This is a genomic window from Achromobacter sp. 01N37, from assembly GCF_056399725.1.
Genome location: NZ_JBFTRX010000003.1, coordinates 379,792 through 395,066, shown reverse-complemented (window position 1 = coordinate 395,066; position 15,275 = coordinate 379,792). Strand labels below are relative to the sequence as shown.

Annotated in this window: 11 protein-coding genes; 7 read left to right on the top strand and 4 right to left on the bottom strand. The window is 64.0% G+C overall.

The annotated features are described in order from the left end of the window. Positions 1-13: 13 nt before the first annotated feature. Positions 14-1,006 (top strand): hypothetical protein, encoded by a 993-nt coding sequence (locus AC1DSJ_RS07925; protein WP_441371247.1) that lies wholly within the window; start codon positions 14-16, stop codon positions 1,004-1,006. A 143-nt stretch (positions 1,007-1,149) separates the two neighbouring features. Continuing rightward, the gene (locus AC1DSJ_RS07920; RefSeq protein ID WP_054426004.1) at positions 1,150-1,341 is read left to right on the top strand and encodes a putative motility protein; all 192 of its coding nucleotides are present in this window, start codon (positions 1,150-1,152) and stop codon (positions 1,339-1,341) included. 151 nt (positions 1,342-1,492) lie between these two features. Here the strand turns inward: AC1DSJ_RS07920 and lpdA are convergent, their stop codons facing one another. The 3 genes from lpdA to aceE are packed head-to-tail and all read right to left on the bottom strand — an operon-like array spanning position 1,493 to position 7,693. Next, complete coding sequence (gene lpdA, locus AC1DSJ_RS07915; protein WP_441371246.1) at positions 1,493-3,283, bottom strand: dihydrolipoyl dehydrogenase; 1,791 nt, start codon at positions 3,281-3,283, stop codon at positions 1,493-1,495. Between the two features lie 12 nt (positions 3,284-3,295). Further along, the gene (gene aceF / locus AC1DSJ_RS07910) at positions 3,296-4,972 is read right to left on the bottom strand and encodes a dihydrolipoyllysine-residue acetyltransferase (RefSeq protein ID WP_054426007.1); all 1,677 of its coding nucleotides are present in this window, start codon (positions 4,970-4,972) and stop codon (positions 3,296-3,298) included. 12 nt (positions 4,973-4,984) lie between these two features. Further along, a complete protein-coding gene (gene aceE / locus AC1DSJ_RS07905) occupies positions 4,985-7,693 on the bottom strand; it encodes a pyruvate dehydrogenase (acetyl-transferring), homodimeric type (protein ID WP_175168406.1) in 2,709 nt (902 codons plus the stop codon). 351 nt (positions 7,694-8,044) lie between these two features. On the opposite strand from aceE, the gene AC1DSJ_RS07900 reads away from it, so the two are divergent. From AC1DSJ_RS07900 to AC1DSJ_RS07885, 4 genes are all read left to right on the top strand, one after another. Then, the gene (locus AC1DSJ_RS07900; RefSeq protein ID WP_476760292.1) at positions 8,045-9,799 is read left to right on the top strand and encodes a PAS domain-containing sensor histidine kinase; all 1,755 of its coding nucleotides are present in this window, start codon (positions 8,045-8,047) and stop codon (positions 9,797-9,799) included. Next, on the top strand, positions 9,796-10,422 hold the full coding sequence (locus AC1DSJ_RS07895; RefSeq protein WP_006219003.1) for a response regulator transcription factor: 627 nt from the start codon (positions 9,796-9,798) through the stop codon (positions 10,420-10,422). The genes AC1DSJ_RS07900 and AC1DSJ_RS07895 overlap by 4 nt, the downstream gene beginning before the upstream one ends. Next, a complete protein-coding gene (folD, locus tag AC1DSJ_RS07890) occupies positions 10,419-11,270 on the top strand; it encodes a bifunctional methylenetetrahydrofolate dehydrogenase/methenyltetrahydrofolate cyclohydrolase FolD (RefSeq protein WP_441371245.1) in 852 nt (283 codons plus the stop codon). The genes AC1DSJ_RS07895 and folD overlap by 4 nt, the downstream gene beginning before the upstream one ends. A gap of 183 nt (positions 11,271-11,453) precedes the next feature. Continuing rightward, positions 11,454-13,520, top strand: coding sequence for a M3 family metallopeptidase (locus AC1DSJ_RS07885; RefSeq protein WP_175168404.1), 2,067 nt, complete (start codon positions 11,454-11,456; stop codon positions 13,518-13,520). Positions 13,521-13,595: 75 nt separating this feature from the next. Here the strand turns inward: AC1DSJ_RS07885 and AC1DSJ_RS07880 are convergent, their stop codons facing one another. Next, complete coding sequence (locus tag AC1DSJ_RS07880; protein WP_441371317.1) at positions 13,596-14,348, bottom strand: class I SAM-dependent methyltransferase; 753 nt, start codon at positions 14,346-14,348, stop codon at positions 13,596-13,598. A 305-nt stretch (positions 14,349-14,653) separates the two neighbouring features. Here AC1DSJ_RS07880 and AC1DSJ_RS07875 point away from each other — a divergent pair, with 305 nt between their 5' ends. After that, on the top strand, positions 14,654-15,268 hold the full coding sequence (locus AC1DSJ_RS07875) for an SCO family protein (RefSeq protein ID WP_346552058.1): 615 nt from the start codon (positions 14,654-14,656) through the stop codon (positions 15,266-15,268). Positions 15,269-15,275 lie beyond the last annotated feature (7 nt).

Below are 15,275 nucleotides of genomic sequence, written 5' to 3'. Positions count from 1 at the left end.
TTCTTTCAGCACTATGACCGCCACGCCCCCAGATCCACTCGCTACGCAGCACGACAGCAATACGGATCTCGATGATCAGGCGCCGGTCGATGCGCAGACCTTGCGTCTGCGCGAAGAGAACCGCGCATTGCGCGAATTGTTGGCGGCCCAGGTACACGCCGCCTTGCCGCCGCCGGCCCCTGAACCCGGCGGGTTGCGGCGTGTCTGTTGGTGGCTGATTTCAGCGCCGGGTGCGGCCCTGGTCGGCTGGCGCCGCTTGCTGGGCCGCGATGACGCGCCCCCCATCACGGGGCGGCGCGTGGGGTCGGCAACGTTGACGGTGCTCTACACCCTGGCCATTTACGGCGCGCTGGTGCTGCTGGTGGTGTCGTGGAATGCCCCGAACAATGGGATTACCGGCGCCACCGCGGCCAGCCCGGTCCGCGTGCCTCTGATGCCTCCGACCGCGGTGCCGGTCCAGGAGCCGCCGAGCGATTGGGAGGCGGATGCGTTGGCGCCGCCGGCGCCGATTGCGCCGACGGGGCCGGCGAAACCGGAATCGACATCCGGGACCCCATCCGGGACAACATCCGGGACAACATCCGAGGCAACATCCCAGGCAGCACCCGGCTCAACAACCGAAGCCACACCCGGGACTGCACCCGGCACAGCACCCGCCGCAATCTCCGAAGCGGCGCCCGCGACAGCACCGTCCGCCACGGGTGAATCGGCCGCTTCGGCTGTTGAACCTCGCGCGATGCCTCCGGAAGCCCCTACCCCCCAGCCGCGCACCAACGCCGCCGCCACGACGACGCCCGCCTCAAGCGGCCCGCAATCGACATTGCGCATTACCGAAATTCCGGTGCAAGACCCGATGGCGTGGCTCAAGGCGCTGCAAACCGAATTAGCGCAATGCGCCACGTTGGGATTCTTTGACCGGCCTGATTGCGCCTGGGCGGCCCGCGATAAGTATTGCGAGGCGAACCGTGGCTGGGGTGTTGTGAAGGAATGCCCGAAGCGGCCATAGGTTGGTGCTTGGGATAGATGCTCGCAATGTCACACATCCGCCATGTCCCGGTACGACAATCCTTTGCATCAAACTGAAAATGTACGCAATAATGCGAACACTTCGGGCTCACGCCCTGCCTTCCTTTTAAGGACCCTGTGACCATGGATTCGATCAACAACACCGTCAACACCGCGCTGGCTTTGAAGGACGCGAATGTGGTTCAGGAAGTGCAGGCCACCGTGTTGAAGAAGGCGCTGAACGCGCAAGCCGATACGGTTGCCACACTGATGCAGTCCGTAGCCCCGATGGCGATCGACAGCCAACTGGGTTCGCGCATCAATACCCAGGCCTGACGCGCACGCATTACGTCCCGCGGGGCCGCCTTCACGTGCGGCCAAGCGATAAAAAAAGCGCCAGACCCTGACAGGGCCGGCGCTTTTTATTTGCCGTTGCATGACTCAGGTGAGGCGGAAAACCGCCTCACCGGTCATTGGCCATTGGCCATTACTTCTTCTTCATCGGCGGCAAGTCGGTGCAGACGCCTTCGGCCACTTCGGCCGCCATGCCCACCGATTCACCCAGCGTCGGGTGCGGGTGGATGGTCTTGGCGATGTCGACGACATCCGCGCCCATTTCCACGGCCAGGGCCAGTTCGCTGATCAGGTCGCCAGCGTGGGTGCCCACGATGCTGCCGCCCAGGATGCGATGCGTTTCCGCGTCGAAAATCAGCTTGGTGAAGCCTTCGTCGCGGCCGTTGGCGATGGCGCGGCCGGAAGCCGCCCACGGGAACACGCCCTTCTCGATCTTGATGCCTTGCTTCTTGGCTTCGTCTTCGGTCAGGCCCACCCATGCCACTTCCGGATCGGTGTAAGCCACCGACGGAATGACGCGTGCGTCAAAGAACGACTTCTGGCCGGCGGCAGCTTCCGCTGCAACGTGGCCTTCATGCACGGCCTTGTGCGCCAGCATCGGCTGGCCGACGATGTCGCCAATGGCGTAGATGTGCGGCACGTTGGTGCGCATTTGGCGATCGACCTCGATGAAACCGCGGTCGGTCACGGCGATGCCAGCACGGTCGGCGCCGATCTTCTTGCCATTGGGGCTGCGGCCCACGGCTTGCAGAACGAGGTCGTAGCGTTGCGGTTCCTTGGGGGCGCCCTCGCCTTCGAACGTGACGTAGATGCCGTCTTTCTTGGCTTCGGCGCCCACGGTCTTGGTCTTCAACATGATGTTGTCGAAGCGGTAGGCGTTCTTCTTCTGCCAGACCTTGACCAGATCGCGGTCAGCGCCTTGCATCAGGCCGTCGAGCATTTCCACGACGTCCAGGCGTGCGCCCAGCGTCGAGTACACCGTGCCCATTTCCAGGCCGATGATGCCGCCGCCCACGATCAGCATCTTCTTCGGCACTTCACGCAGCAGCAAGGCGCCGGTGGAGTCGACGACGCGGTCGTCCTTAGGCATGAACGGCAGCTTCACCGACTGGCTGCCGGCGGCGATGATGGCTTGCTTGAAGCGCAGCGTCTGGCTCTTGCCGTCGGCGGACGTCACGGTCAGGTGGTTGGCGTCGGCAAATTCGCCCACGCCCGTTACCACGGTGACCTTGCGTGCCTTTGCCATGCCAGCCAGGCCGCCGGTCAGCTTGGCGACCACGCTGTCCTTGTAGCCGCGCAGCTTGTCCAGGTCGATCTTCGGTTCGCCGAAGCTGATGCCGTGGGCAGCCAGCTCGCGCGCCTCGTCGATGACGGCGGCGTTGTGCAGTAGCGCCTTGGACGGAATGCAGCCCACGTTCAGGCAGACGCCGCCCAGCGTTTCGTAGCGTTCGACCAGCACCACGGACAGGCCGAGGTCGGCGGCGCGGAAGGCGGCGGAGTAGCCGCCCGGGCCCGCGCCCAGCACCAGCATGTCGTATTCACCGTCGGCCGAACCCTTGAAGCTGGAGGCGGCGGGGGCCGCCGTGGCAGCCTTGGCGGCGGGTGCAGCGGCAGCGGCCGGCTTCGCAGCCTCGGCAGCCTTGGGGGCGTCCTTGGCGGCCGGTGCAGCGGCGGCATCGCTGCCAGCCGCTTCCACTTCCAGCACAACCGCGCCTTCGGCGACCTTGTCGCCGACCTTCACGGCAATCGACTTCACCACGCCGCCTTGCGACGCGGGGATTTCCATCGACGCCTTGTCGGATTCAACGGTGATCAGGCTTTGTTCGGCCTTGATCGTGTCGCCCACGGCGACCAGCACTTCAATGACTTCCACTTCCTTGAAGTCACCGATGTCCGGCACTTTGATTTGAACGGTATTGCTCATAGGGCTCCCCGTTTACAGCGCGATGCGGCGGAAGTCGGCCAGCAGCGCGCCCAGATAGGCGTTGAAGCGGGCAGCGGACGCGCCGTCGATGACGCGGTGGTCGTACGACAGCGACAGCGGCACGATCAGGCGCGGCACGAATTGCTTGCCGTCCCAGACGGGTTTGTGCGCAGAGCGCGACACACCCAGGATGGCCACTTCGGGCGCGTTGATGATCGGCGTGAACGAAGTGCCGCCGATGCCGCCCAAGGACGAGATCGAGAAGCAGCCGCCCTGCATGTCTGCGGGCGAGATCTTGCCGTCGCGCGCCTTCTTGGACAGGTCGGTCATTTCCTGCGCGATTTGCAGGATGCCCTTCTTGTCGGCGTCGCGAATCACCGGCACCACCAGCCCGTTGGGCGTGTCGGCGGCGAAACCGATGTGGTAGTACTGCTTGAGCACCAGGTTGTCGCCGTCCAGCGAGGCGTTGAACTCGGGGAACTTCTTCAGGGCCGCAACCACGGCCTTGATCAGGAAGGCCAGCATCGTGACCTTGACGCCCGACTTCTCGTTTTCCTTGTTCAGCGTGACGCGCAGCGCTTCCAGGTCGGTGATGTCCGCTTCGTCGTTGTTGGTGACGTGCGGGATCATGACCCAGTTGCGGTGCAGGTTCGCGCCGGAAATCTTCTTGATGCGCGACAGCGGCTTGGCTTCGATCGGGCCGAACTTGGTGAAGTCGACCTTCGGCCACGGCAGCAGGCCCAGCGCGGCGCCATCGGCCGAACCACCGGCAGCGGCGGTTGCGGGGCCGGCGGCCAGCGCTTGCTTGACGAAGCCGCGCACGTCCTCGGCGGTGATGCGTTCCTTGGGACCCGAACCCTTGACCTTGCTCAGGTTCACGCCCAGTTCGCGGGCGAACTTGCGCACCGAAGGCGACGCGTGCGGCAGTTGGCCGGGCTTCAGGTTGGCGTCTTCCAGCGCGGCGGCCGGCGCCGGACGCGAAGCCGGCGCAGCGGCGGGCGCTTCAGCCTTGGCTTCGGTCTTGGCTTCAGCCTTCGCAGCAGGAGCGGCGGCGGCTTCCGTCTTCGCAGCCGGAGCCGAGGCAGCGCCCCCCTCCACCACCACGACGACCGAGCCCTTGGCGACCTTGTCGCCAACCTTGACCTTCACTTCCTTGACCACACCGCCTTGCGAGGCCGGGATCTCCATCGAGGCCTTGTCGGACTCCACGGTGATCAGGCTTTGCTCGGCCTTGATGGTGTCGCCCACGGCGACCATCACTTCGATGACTTCCACTTCCTTGAAGTCACCGATGTCCGGCACTTCGATTTCGACCGGGCCGCTTGCAGCTGCGGCAGGTGCAGCCGCTTCAGCCTTGGCGGCCGGAGCCGCCGCAGCCGCTTGCTTGGGCGCTTCCTTGGCGGCGGCCTTGGGGGCTTCTTCCTTGGCGGCCGGTGCGGCGTCCGAGGCTTCGGCTTCCACTTCCAGCACGACCGCGCCTTCCGCAACCTTGTCGCCCACCTTCACGGTGATGGACTTCACCACGCCGCCTTGCGACGCGGGGATTTCCATCGAGGCTTTGTCGGACTCAACCGTGATCAGGCTCTGTTCGGCCTTGATCGTGTCGCCCACGGCGACCAGCACTTCAATGACTTCCACTTCCTTGAAGTCGCCGATGTCGGGAACCTTGATTTGCACGATGTTGCTCATGTCTCTTTACCCTCAGGCGTATTGCGGGTTGGCTTTGTTCGGATTGATGCCGTACTTCTTGATGGCTTCCGCCACCTTGGCAACCGGCACCTTGCCTTCGTCGGCCAATGCGCGCAGCGCGGCGACGACGACAAAGTGGCGATCCACTTCAAAGTGCTCACGCAGCTTGGCGCGGAAATCCGAGCGGCCGAAACCGTCGGTGCCCAGCACCTTGTATTCGCGGCCCTTGGGCACGAACGGACGGATCTGGTCAGCAAAGAGCTTCATGTAGTCGGTCGATGCGATGATCGGGCCTTCCGTCTTGGCCAGCTGTTCCGTGACGTAAGCCACTTGCGGCTTCTTTTCGTCGGGGTGCAGCATGTTGTGGCGGTCGACGTCCAGGCCGTTGCGGCGCAGTTCCGTGAAGCTGGTGACGCTCCAGAGGTCCGACGCCACGCCCCAGTCGGCTTCCAGCAGTTCTTGCGCGGCCATGACTTCGCGCAGGATCGTGCCCGAACCCATCAGCTGCACGCGGTTCTTGCCCTTGCCGTGCGACTTCAGCTTGTACATGCCCTTGATGATGCCTTCCTCGTCGCCCTGGGTCAGACCGGGCTGCGGGTAGTTTTCGTTCATCACCGTCAGGTAGTAATAGACGTTTTCCTGGTCTTCCACCATGCGCTTCAAGCCATGCTGGATGATCACGGCCAGCTCATGGCCGAACGTCGGGTCGTAGGACACGCAGTTCGGAATGGTGGACGCCAGGATGTGGCTGTGGCCGTCTTCGTGCTGCAAGCCTTCGCCGTTCAGCGTCGTGCGGCCGGCAGTGCCGCCCAACAGGAAGCCACGCGCTTGCATGTCGCCCGCCGCCCAGGCCAGATCGCCAATGCGCTGGAACCCGAACATCGAGTAGTAGATGAAGAACGGGATCATGATGCGGTTGTTCGAGGAGTACGACGTGGCCGCCGCAATCCACGAGCTCATTGCGCCCGCTTCGTTGATGCCTTCCTGCAGAAGCTGGCCGTCGGCCGCTTCCTTGTAGTACATGACCTGGTCCTTATCGACCGGGGTGTACTTCTGGCCTTCCGGCGCGTAGATACCGATCTGGCGGAACAGGCCTTCCATACCGAAGGTACGCGATTCGTCGGCCAGAATCGGCACCACGCGCGGACCCAGTTCCTTGTCGCGCAGCACCTGGTTCAAGATGCGGACAAAGGCTTGGGTGGTGGAGATTTCACGGCCTTCGGCGGTGGGTTCCAGCACGGCCTTGAAGGCGTCCAGCGCGGGGGCCTTCAGTTGCTCGTCGGCCTTGGCGCGGCGGCGCGGCAGGTAGCCGCCCAGCGCGGCGCGGCGCTCGTGCAGGTACTTCATTTCGGGCGAATCATCGGCCGGCTTGAAGTACGGCAGGTCTTCCAGCTTGTCATCCGGAATCGGGATGCCGAAGCGGTCGCGGAATTCGCGGATGGATTCCAGTTCCAGCTTCTTTTGCTGGTGGGTCGGGTTCTTCGCCTGACCCACGTGGCCCATGCCGTAGCCCTTGATGGTCTTGGCCAGAATGACGGTGGGTTGGCCGGTGTGGCTGGTGGCGGCGTCAAACGCGGCGTACACCTTGTGSGGATCGTGGCCGCCRCGGTTCAGGCGCCAGATGTCTTCGTCGCTCATGCGCGAGACGGCTTCCAGCAGCTTGGGGTGCTTGCCAAAGAAGTGTTCGCGAACGAACTTGCCGTCGTTGGCCTTGTACGCCTGGTACTCGCCGTCAACGGTGTCTTCCATGATCTGGCGCAGGATGCCTTCCTTGTCGTGCGCCAGCAGCGGGTCCCAGTAGCCGCCCCAGATCAGCTTGATCACGTTCCAGCCCGAACCACGGAAGTCGCCTTCCAGTTCCTGGATGATCTTGCCGTTGCCGCGCACCGGACCGTCCAGGCGCTGCAGGTTGCAGTTCACCACGAAGATCAGGTTGTCGAGCTTTTCACGGGCGGCCAAGGCGATGGCGCCCAGCGATTCGGGTTCGTCCATTTCGCCGTCGCCGCAGAACACCCAGACCTTGCGGTTGCTGGTGTCGGCGATGCCGCGGGCGTGCAGGTACTTCAGGAAGCGGGCCTGGTAGATGGCCATCAGCGGGCCCAGGCCCATCGACACCGTCGGGAATTGCCAGAAATCCGGCATCAGCTTCGGGTGCGGGTAGGACGACAGGCCCTTGCCGTCCACTTCCTGGCGGAAGTGGTTCAGTTGGTCTTCGGTGAGGCGGCCTTCAAGGTAGGCGCGGCCGTACATGCCGGGGGACGTGTGGCCTTGGAAGTAGACCAGGTCGCCGCCGTGGCCTTCGTCTTCCGCGTGCCAGAAATGGTTCTGGCCGCAGCCGATCATGGTGGCCAGCGAGGCGAACGACGCGATGTGGCCGCCCAGGTCGCCACCGTCCGGCGGGTTGTGCTTGTTGGCCTTGACGACCATGGCCATCGCGTTCCAGCGCACGTACGAACGGATACGCGTTTCCAGTTCCAGGTTGCCCGGATGCGCGGGCTCCAGGCCCGGAGGAATCGTGTTGACGTAAGCGGTATTCGGCGAGAACGGGATGTGGGCGCCGGAACGACGGGCTTCGTCGATCAGGCGTTCCAGCAGGTAGTGCGCGCGCTGCGGCCCTTCGCGATCAAGGACTGCCGCCAGGGCTTCGAGCCACTCCTGGGTTTCAAGGGTGTCTTCGTCGTTGGCAGCCTGCGGGGCGCCAGCCTGGGCGAAAGAGGACATCGTGTGTCTCCTGTTGGGGTTCGTTCGTGACCACACCCGCTTCGTTCAACTCGCGGACTCTGCATGGTAGCCGGGATCATCCGGGCTACCATGTCAGGCATGGGTCGGGGTGTTTTTCTAGAGACCTGCTTTGGGTCGGTTCCCTATCAGCCGGCATTCTAAGAAAGAAGAATAACCGGTCGCAAGCAAAATTTCATGTTGCGGTACGGCATTTCATAATGTGAAATTATGAACGCGAGCTGAATGCTTCCTTACCGGTCTTTTTACGCTGTACGCCAAAAGCGGGGCGTGTTTCCCGGGACTTCACCCCGAACACGCACTAAAATGCGCGGTCTATCTGGCCCGAATTCCATGTCCAGCGCGCCCAAGTCCAATATTCCTACGCCGTTTCACGATCACGCCCGCACCCGCCGCCGCGGCGTGTACTGGGTCACGCCTGCCATGGTGCTGATTCTGTACATCTGTGTGATGGGGGTGTTCTTCTGGCTTCAACGCATTCATGACGATAGCGTCATGTTTGTGACGATCGACCAGGAAATGCGTCAGCAACGCCTGATCTGGGTGGTGCTGGCATTGTCATGCGTGATCGTCATCAGCTTGCTGATGCTGTGGCGCTATACCCGCTTTCGTTCCTCCGCCGAAGCCGCGCTGATCGCTGAAACCGGATTTCGCCGCGCCATGGAAAATTCCATGTCCACCGGCATGCGCGTGCTGGATATGGAAGGCCGCATCGCCTACGTGAACCCCGCCTTCTGCCGCATGATCGGCTGGAACGAGGCCGACCTCATTGGCCGCAGCCCGCCCTTCCCCTATTGGGTGCCCGGCCGCCACGAACAGCATCAGCACACGCTCGACGTCTTGATGTCGGGCAAGACGCCCAGCAGCGGCCTGGAAGTGGAAGCGCAGCGGCGCGACGGCTCGCGCTTCACGGCGCGCATGTATGTGTCGCCGCTGSTGGACCCCAACGGCAACCAGATCGGCTGGATGACCTCCATGACCGACATCACCGAACCCAAGCGCATCCGCGAGGCCCTGACCGCCGCGCACGAGCGTTTCATGACGGTGCTGGAAGGCCTGGACGACGCCATCTCGGTCACGGCCGACACGCACGACGGCCTGGAATTGCTGTTCGCCAACCGCACCTACCGCCGCGTGTTCGGCGCGCAGACGGGCGGCCACGACGAATTGCTGGCTGGCCGCCGCGGCCGCTTCACCGACGAATCGGTGGAAGTGTTCGCGCCGTCTGTGCAGCGCTGGTTTGAAGTGCATCACCGCATGCTGGCCTGGACCGACGGCCGCCGCGTGCGCATGCAAGTCGCGCGCGACATCACCGAACGCCGTGGCCACGAAGAGGCCTCGCGCGTGCAGCAGGAAAAAATCCAGCTCACCAGCCGCCTGACGACGATGGGCGAAATGGCCTCGTCCCTGGCGCACGAACTGAACCAGCCGCTGACCGCCATCGCCAACTACAGCATGGGCGCCGTCGCCCTGGTCAAAGCTGGCCACACCAGCCCCAACATGCTGTTGCCGGCGCTGGAAAAGGCCGCGGCGCAGGCCGAGCGCGCCGGCAAGATCATCAGCCGCATCCGCGAATTCGTGAAGCGCAGCGAGCCGCGCCGCCAGCGCGTGGCCATTGGCCGCATTGTCGACAACGCCATCGGTTTCGCCGAAATCGACGCCCGCAAGCGCCGCATCCGTATCGACAGCTTCGTGCCGTCGAACGCGCCTGACGTCCTGGCTGACCCCATCCTGATCGAACAGGTGCTGTTGAACCTGCTGAAGAACGGGCTGGAAGCCATGGAAAACAGCGAGTCCGACGAGCTCAAAGTGGCGGTCATCCTGCACGAGCAGCACATCGAAGTGGCCGTGGTTGACCGCGGCCATGGCCTGGCTGAACCCGAGCGCCTGTTCGAACCCTTCTTCAGCACCAAGACCCAGGGCCTGGGCATGGGGCTGAATATCTGCCGTACCATTATTGAATCGCACCACGGCCGTCTTTGGGCTGACCCGAACCCCGCCGGCGGTACTATTTTCCGCTTTACCCTGCCCTGCGCTGCGTCCCAGACGCAGGCCCAGAATGATCAGTCCGAGGAGTTGCACGCATGAACACGCCCCACCTGTCGAGCACGGTATTCATTGTTGACGACGACGAAGCGGTCCGCGATTCGCTGCGCTGGCTGTTGGAAGCCAACGGCTACCGCGTTCGCGCCTATGCCAGCGGCGAATCCTTCCTGGAAGACTACGACGCCAGCCAGATCGGCGTGCTGATCGCCGACGTGCGCATGCCCGGCATGAGCGGCCTGGAGCTTCAGGAACAACTGATCGCCCGCAACGCGCCTCTGCCCATCGTGTTCATCACCGGCCACGGCGACGTGCCGATGGCCGTGTCCACGATGAAGAAAGGCGCAGTCGATTTTCTGGAAAAGCCCTTCAACGAGTCGGACCTGCGCGAAATCGTTGCGCGCATGCTCGAGCAAGCCACGCAGCGCGTCAGCAAGCACCAGGCTCAGAAGGACCACGAAGCCATGCTGGCACGCCTGACCGCGCGCGAGCAGCAGGTGCTGGAGCGCATCGTCGCCGGCCGCTTGAACAAGCAGATCGCCGACGACCTGGGCATCAGCATCAAGACCGTCGAGGCGCACCGCGCCAACATTATGGAAAAACTGGAAGTGACTACCGTTGCTGATTTGATGAAAGTGGCCTTGGCCAAACCCGAGGCACACGCATGACCGCAAGAGTTATCGATGGCGCAGCACTGTCGCTGCGCATTCGCGAAGAAGTCGCCCAACGCGTCGCCGCTCTGGCTGCCAAGGGCACCCGCCCCGGCCTGGCCGTGGTGCTGGTGGGCGCGGACCCCGCGTCCCAGGTTTACGTGCGCAACAAGGTTGCCGCCTGCGAAAAAGCCGGCCTGCATTCCATCAAGGAACAGTACCCGGCCGAGATGACCGAGGCCGAACTGCTGGCCCGCATCGCCGTCCTGAACCAGGACCCGACCATTCACGGCATCCTGGTGCAGCTGCCGCTGCCCAAGCATATGGATTCCCACAAAGTCATCGAAGCCATCGCGGCCGAGAAGGACGTGGACGGGTTCCATATCAGCAACGCCGGCCTGCTCATGACCGGCCAGCCGCTGTTCCGCCCCTGCACGCCCTACGGCGTGATGAAGATGCTGGAATCGGAAGGCGTGACGCTGCGCGGCGCTGAAGCCGTGATCGTCGGCGCCAGCAACATCGTCGGCAAGCCGATGGCGATGCTGCTGCTCCAAGCCGGCGCCACCATCACCATCTGCAACTCCAAGACGCGCGATCTGGCGGCCCAGACCCGCCGCGCTGACGTCCTGGTGGTTGCCACCGGCAAGCCGGGCATGATCGACGGCTCGATGATCAAGCCCGGCGCCGTCGTCATCGACGTGGGCATCAACCGCGGCGAAGACGGCAAGCTGTGCGGCGACGTGGATTTCGCTTCCGCCAAGGAAGTGGCGGGCGCCATCACCCCCGTCCCCGGCGGCGTGGGCCCCATGACCATCGCCATGCTGCTGGTCAACACGGTTGAAGCCGCGGAACGCGCCGCAGGCTGATCGTGACACGGCGATGCGCACACCCACACGGGTGCGCATCGCCCTATCTTTTGCAGGCGCCCCAGGCCCCTTGCCCTTGCCCTTGCATTCGGGCGTATCGCCCCTATCTGATTCGTATGTCTTTCGCCGGCGCCGGGCTGCTTGTCTCGCGCGCCGCCTGCTACGTCTTACGCCGGTAACACCATGACCCAGAACCCCCTGCTCGCTCCCGTCTCCGACCTGGTCGACTATGCGGCCGTCAAGCCCGGGCACATCGTGCCCGCCGTCGAGGAACTGCTGGGCATCGCCCGCAAGGCCGTCGACCACGCCGCCGATGCTGCGCTGGCGCCCACCTGGGAAGCGGTCGTGGAACCGCTGGATACCGCATCCGAACGTCTGTGGCGCGCGTGGTCGGTGGCGGGCCACCTGAATGCGGTGGTCAACACGCCGGAACTGCGCGAGGCCTATAACGCCGCGCTGCCGCTGATTACCGAATTTTCGACCTGGGTCGGCCTGCACGAAGGGCTGTACAAGCAGTACCAGCGTCTGGCTGCCGCCCCCGATTTCGCCACCTGGTCGCCCGTGCGCCGCCGCATCGTGGAAATGGCGCTGCGCGATTTCCGCTTGAGCGGCGTTGAGCTGCAAGGCGCCGACCGCGAACGCTACGCCGCCATCTCCGACCGCGAAGCCCAGGCCTCGCAGAAGTTCTCGGAAAACGTGCTGGACGCCATCGACGCCTGGTCGCTGCTGGTCGAAGACGACGCCCGTCTGGCCGGCATCCCGGCTGATGTGCTGTCCGCCGCCCGCGCCGCCGCCGAAGAAGATGGCAAGCCCGGCTGGAAGCTGACGCTGAAAATGCCCTGCTACCTGCCCGTCATGCAATACGCGCAAGACCGGTCGCTGCGCGAAGCGCTGTACCGCGGCTACGGCACGGTGGCGTCCGAACAAGGCGACGCCAAGTTCGACAATTCCCCCCTTATCGAAGAACTGCTCTCGCTGCGCGCCGAAGAATCCGGCCTGCTGGGCCTGGGCACCTACGCCTCGCTGCGCCTGCAAACCCGCATGGCCCGCGACGCCAGCGAAGTCACCGTGTTCCTGCGTGATCTGGCTGCCCGCGCCAAGCCTTACGCCCAGCGCGACTTGGCGGAACTGAAGGCCTACGCCACCGGCGAGCTCGGCCTGGACGAGCTCCAGCCGTGGGATGTGGCCTTTGCCTCGGAACGCCTGCGCGAATCGCGCTACGCCTATTCCGAAGACGAAGTGAAGCAGTACTTCACCGAGCCGCGCGTGCTGGCGGGCCTGTTCGAAGTCATTGAAAAACTGTTCGACGTCCGCTTGACGGAAACGCCCGTCTCTACCTGGCATAGCGACGCGCGCGGTGTGCGTGTGGAGCGCGCCGATGGCGGCCTGATCGGCTATCTGTACCTGGATCTGTACGCCCGCTCCGGCAAGCAAAGCGGCGCGTGGGTGGATAGCGAACGCGCGCGCCGCGTCATCGCCGGCCAGGTGCAGACGCCCGTCGTTTACCTGACCTGCAATTTCTCGCGCCCCAACGGCGACCGCGCCGCCGTGCTCACGCACGACGACGTCATCACGCTGTTCCACGAAACCGGCCACGCGCTGCACGCCCTGCTGTCGGAAGTTGACGAGCCCGGCGCCGCCGCGTTCGCCAGCGTCGAATGGGACGCCATTGAACTGCCCTCGCAGTTCATGGAGAACTTCTGCTGGGAATGGGCGGTGGTGCAAAAGCTGTCGGCCCATGTGGACACCGGCGAACCGCTGCCGCGTGCGCTCTACGACCGCCTGGTCGCCGCGCGCAACTACCAAAGCGGCATGCAGGCCGTGCGTCAGATCGAATTCGCCTTGTTCGACATGCTGATGCATGACCGCGCCAAGGGCGCCACCATCACCGAAGTGCTGGCCTTGCTGCAAGAAGTGCGCCAGGAAGTGGCGGTGCTGTTCCCGCCCGCCTGGCATCGCCTGCCGCACGCGTTCTCGCACCTGTTCGCAGGCGGCTACGGCGCGGGCTACTACAGCTACAAGTGGGCCGAAGTGCTGTCCGCTGACGCGTACGAAGCCTTCGAGGAAGCGGCGGCCAAGCAGCCCGGCAACCCCTTGGGCACGCTTGATCCGGAAACCGGCGCGCGCTTTCGCCGCGAAGTGCTGGCCGTGGGCGGCTCGCGTCCGGCGGCGGATTCGTTCGCCGCCTTCCGTGGCCGCGCACCGCGCATCGACGCCCTGCTGCGCCACAGCGGCATGAGCGGCAACTGATCACGCCGCTTTATCGTAAAAGGCCCACAGTGGCCCCATCGTGAAAGGCCCCCAGCAATTTGCTGGGGGCCTTTTTCATGCCTTCACTGAAACCGGTTCGTCCGGCCGGCGCGCCGACACCACCAGCCAGCGTCCATGCACTGACTGATCAGACCCGGCCTGCTTCCAGAAATGGCGCACGTCTTCGTTCTCGGCGCGCTTGACTCGGCGCCGGTTATACAGGCGCGAAGGAATCGCCAGCAGACGTTCGATCATCCGCTTGGGCTTGGGCTCGTCGACCTCGTGCAAGGTAATGTCCGTGAAGCCGTAGTGCGATAGCAGCAGGTGCAGTTGCGGAAAGCTGAAGGGGAAATACGTGATGTAGTCTTCGCCGCGCTGCCGCCCAACCATGGGGCGAAAGCCAGAATGAAACCCCCGCATCAGGAACTGCAACCGTGACCGCAGATACCACGTGTTGGGGGTGGTGATGATCAGCGTGCCGCCCGGCCGCAGCGCGCGGTACAGGCTTTGCACCAGCACGCCCGGGTTGGTCATCAGGTGGATGGCCTCGCAACACACGGCCGCATCATAGGCCGTGCTGACGGCCAAGGGGGTGTCCAGATCGTGTTCGATAACCGACTGATAGCCTGCCGATGCTGGCGGAAATTCCCACAGGCCCACGCCATCCACGGCGGTTTTGCGCGTACCGGTGGCCGACAACATATCGCCCAGCCAGCCGGTGCCGCAGGGCGCATCCAACACCCGATCGGCGTTGCGGCTGCGCAGAACTTCGACCACTACCGGGTAATACGGGAACAACGGATAACGAATTGCCGTGCCGGATGCCATATCCACGTTCAGGACCTTCCTGTAGCTGTATTACTGGACAAGGCTCTGAATATAGACTGCACACCACGCCGATGGAATGACTTTGCGCGCCTCTCGAACACTATCCCCACAAAGCTTCACAAATGGCGTGGGGCCGTGCGCCCGCAACGAATGTTTGCGCCAGAACAAGAAGCTGGCTCGCGCCACACCGCTTAAGGCCCGCCCGGCGCCAGTCAGCCGGGCGCGTGCAGGTAGAATCAACGGGTTTGACCGGGCTTGTTCCTGGACGTATCGCTCCTACAACTCTTTCGGCCTCTCCTGGACTCATGCGACACCTTCTTACCGGCCGCGCCTGGCGCGGCCTGCTGTTGGCCTTTTGCGTGCTGCTTGCGGCTTGCGGCGATCGAAACGTCGACTGGACGCTTTACAACGTCAAGGGCCACCTGCCCGACCTGAAATTCTCACTGCCCGGCGCGGGCGGCAAGACCGTCAGCAGTGACGACTTAAAGGGCAAGACGGTGCTGCTGTTTTTCGGCTACGCCAGCTGCCCGGACATCTGCCCGACCACCATGGCGCAATTGACGGCCGTGCTGCAAAACCTGGGCGACAAGGCCAAGGACGTGCGCATCCTGTTCGTCAGCGTGGACCCGCACCGCGACACGCCCGACATCCTGCAAGCCTACGTCAATGCGTTCAACAACAGCGCCATTGGCGTAACGGGCGACGAAAAGCAGATTGCTGACCTGGCGCGCCGCTACCGCGTGGCCTATCAAATTGAAAAACCCCGCCCGGGTGACGACGCCGACATGTACGAAGTGACGCACAGCCGCGGTGTGTATATTTTCGACAAGGACGGCCGCGCCCGCCTCTTGGCGTCCGACACCGACAGCATCGAAGCGCTGACCAAAGACGTACGCCAGTTGATCGATATCACCTCCTGAGCCAGGC

Excerpts from the sequence above, each read along its gene's own strand:
- folD (WP_441371245.1), top strand. The coding sequence starts at position 10,419 with ATGACCGCAAGAGTTATCGATGGCGCAGCACTGTCGCTGCGCATTCGC.
- AC1DSJ_RS07925 (WP_441371247.1), top strand. The coding sequence starts at position 14 with ATGACCGCCACGCCCCCAGATCCACTCGCTACGCAGCACGACAGCAAT.
- AC1DSJ_RS07885 (WP_175168404.1), top strand. The coding sequence starts at position 11,454 with ATGACCCAGAACCCCCTGCTCGCTCCCGTCTCCGACCTGGTCGACTAT.
- AC1DSJ_RS07875 (WP_346552058.1), top strand. The coding sequence starts at position 14,654 with ATGCGACACCTTCTTACCGGCCGCGCCTGGCGCGGCCTGCTGTTGGCC.
- AC1DSJ_RS07895 (WP_006219003.1), top strand. The coding sequence starts at position 9,796 with ATGAACACGCCCCACCTGTCGAGCACGGTATTCATTGTTGACGACGAC.
- lpdA (WP_441371246.1), bottom strand. The coding sequence starts at position 3,283 with ATGAGCAATACCGTTCAAATCAAAGTGCCGGACATCGGTGACTTCAAG.
- AC1DSJ_RS07920 (WP_054426004.1), top strand. The coding sequence starts at position 1,150 with ATGGATTCGATCAACAACACCGTCAACACCGCGCTGGCTTTGAAGGAC.
- aceF (WP_054426007.1), bottom strand. The coding sequence starts at position 4,972 with ATGAGCAACATCGTGCAAATCAAGGTTCCCGACATCGGCGACTTCAAG.
- AC1DSJ_RS07880 (WP_441371317.1), bottom strand. The coding sequence starts at position 14,348 with ATGGCATCCGGCACGGCAATTCGTTATCCGTTGTTCCCGTATTACCCG.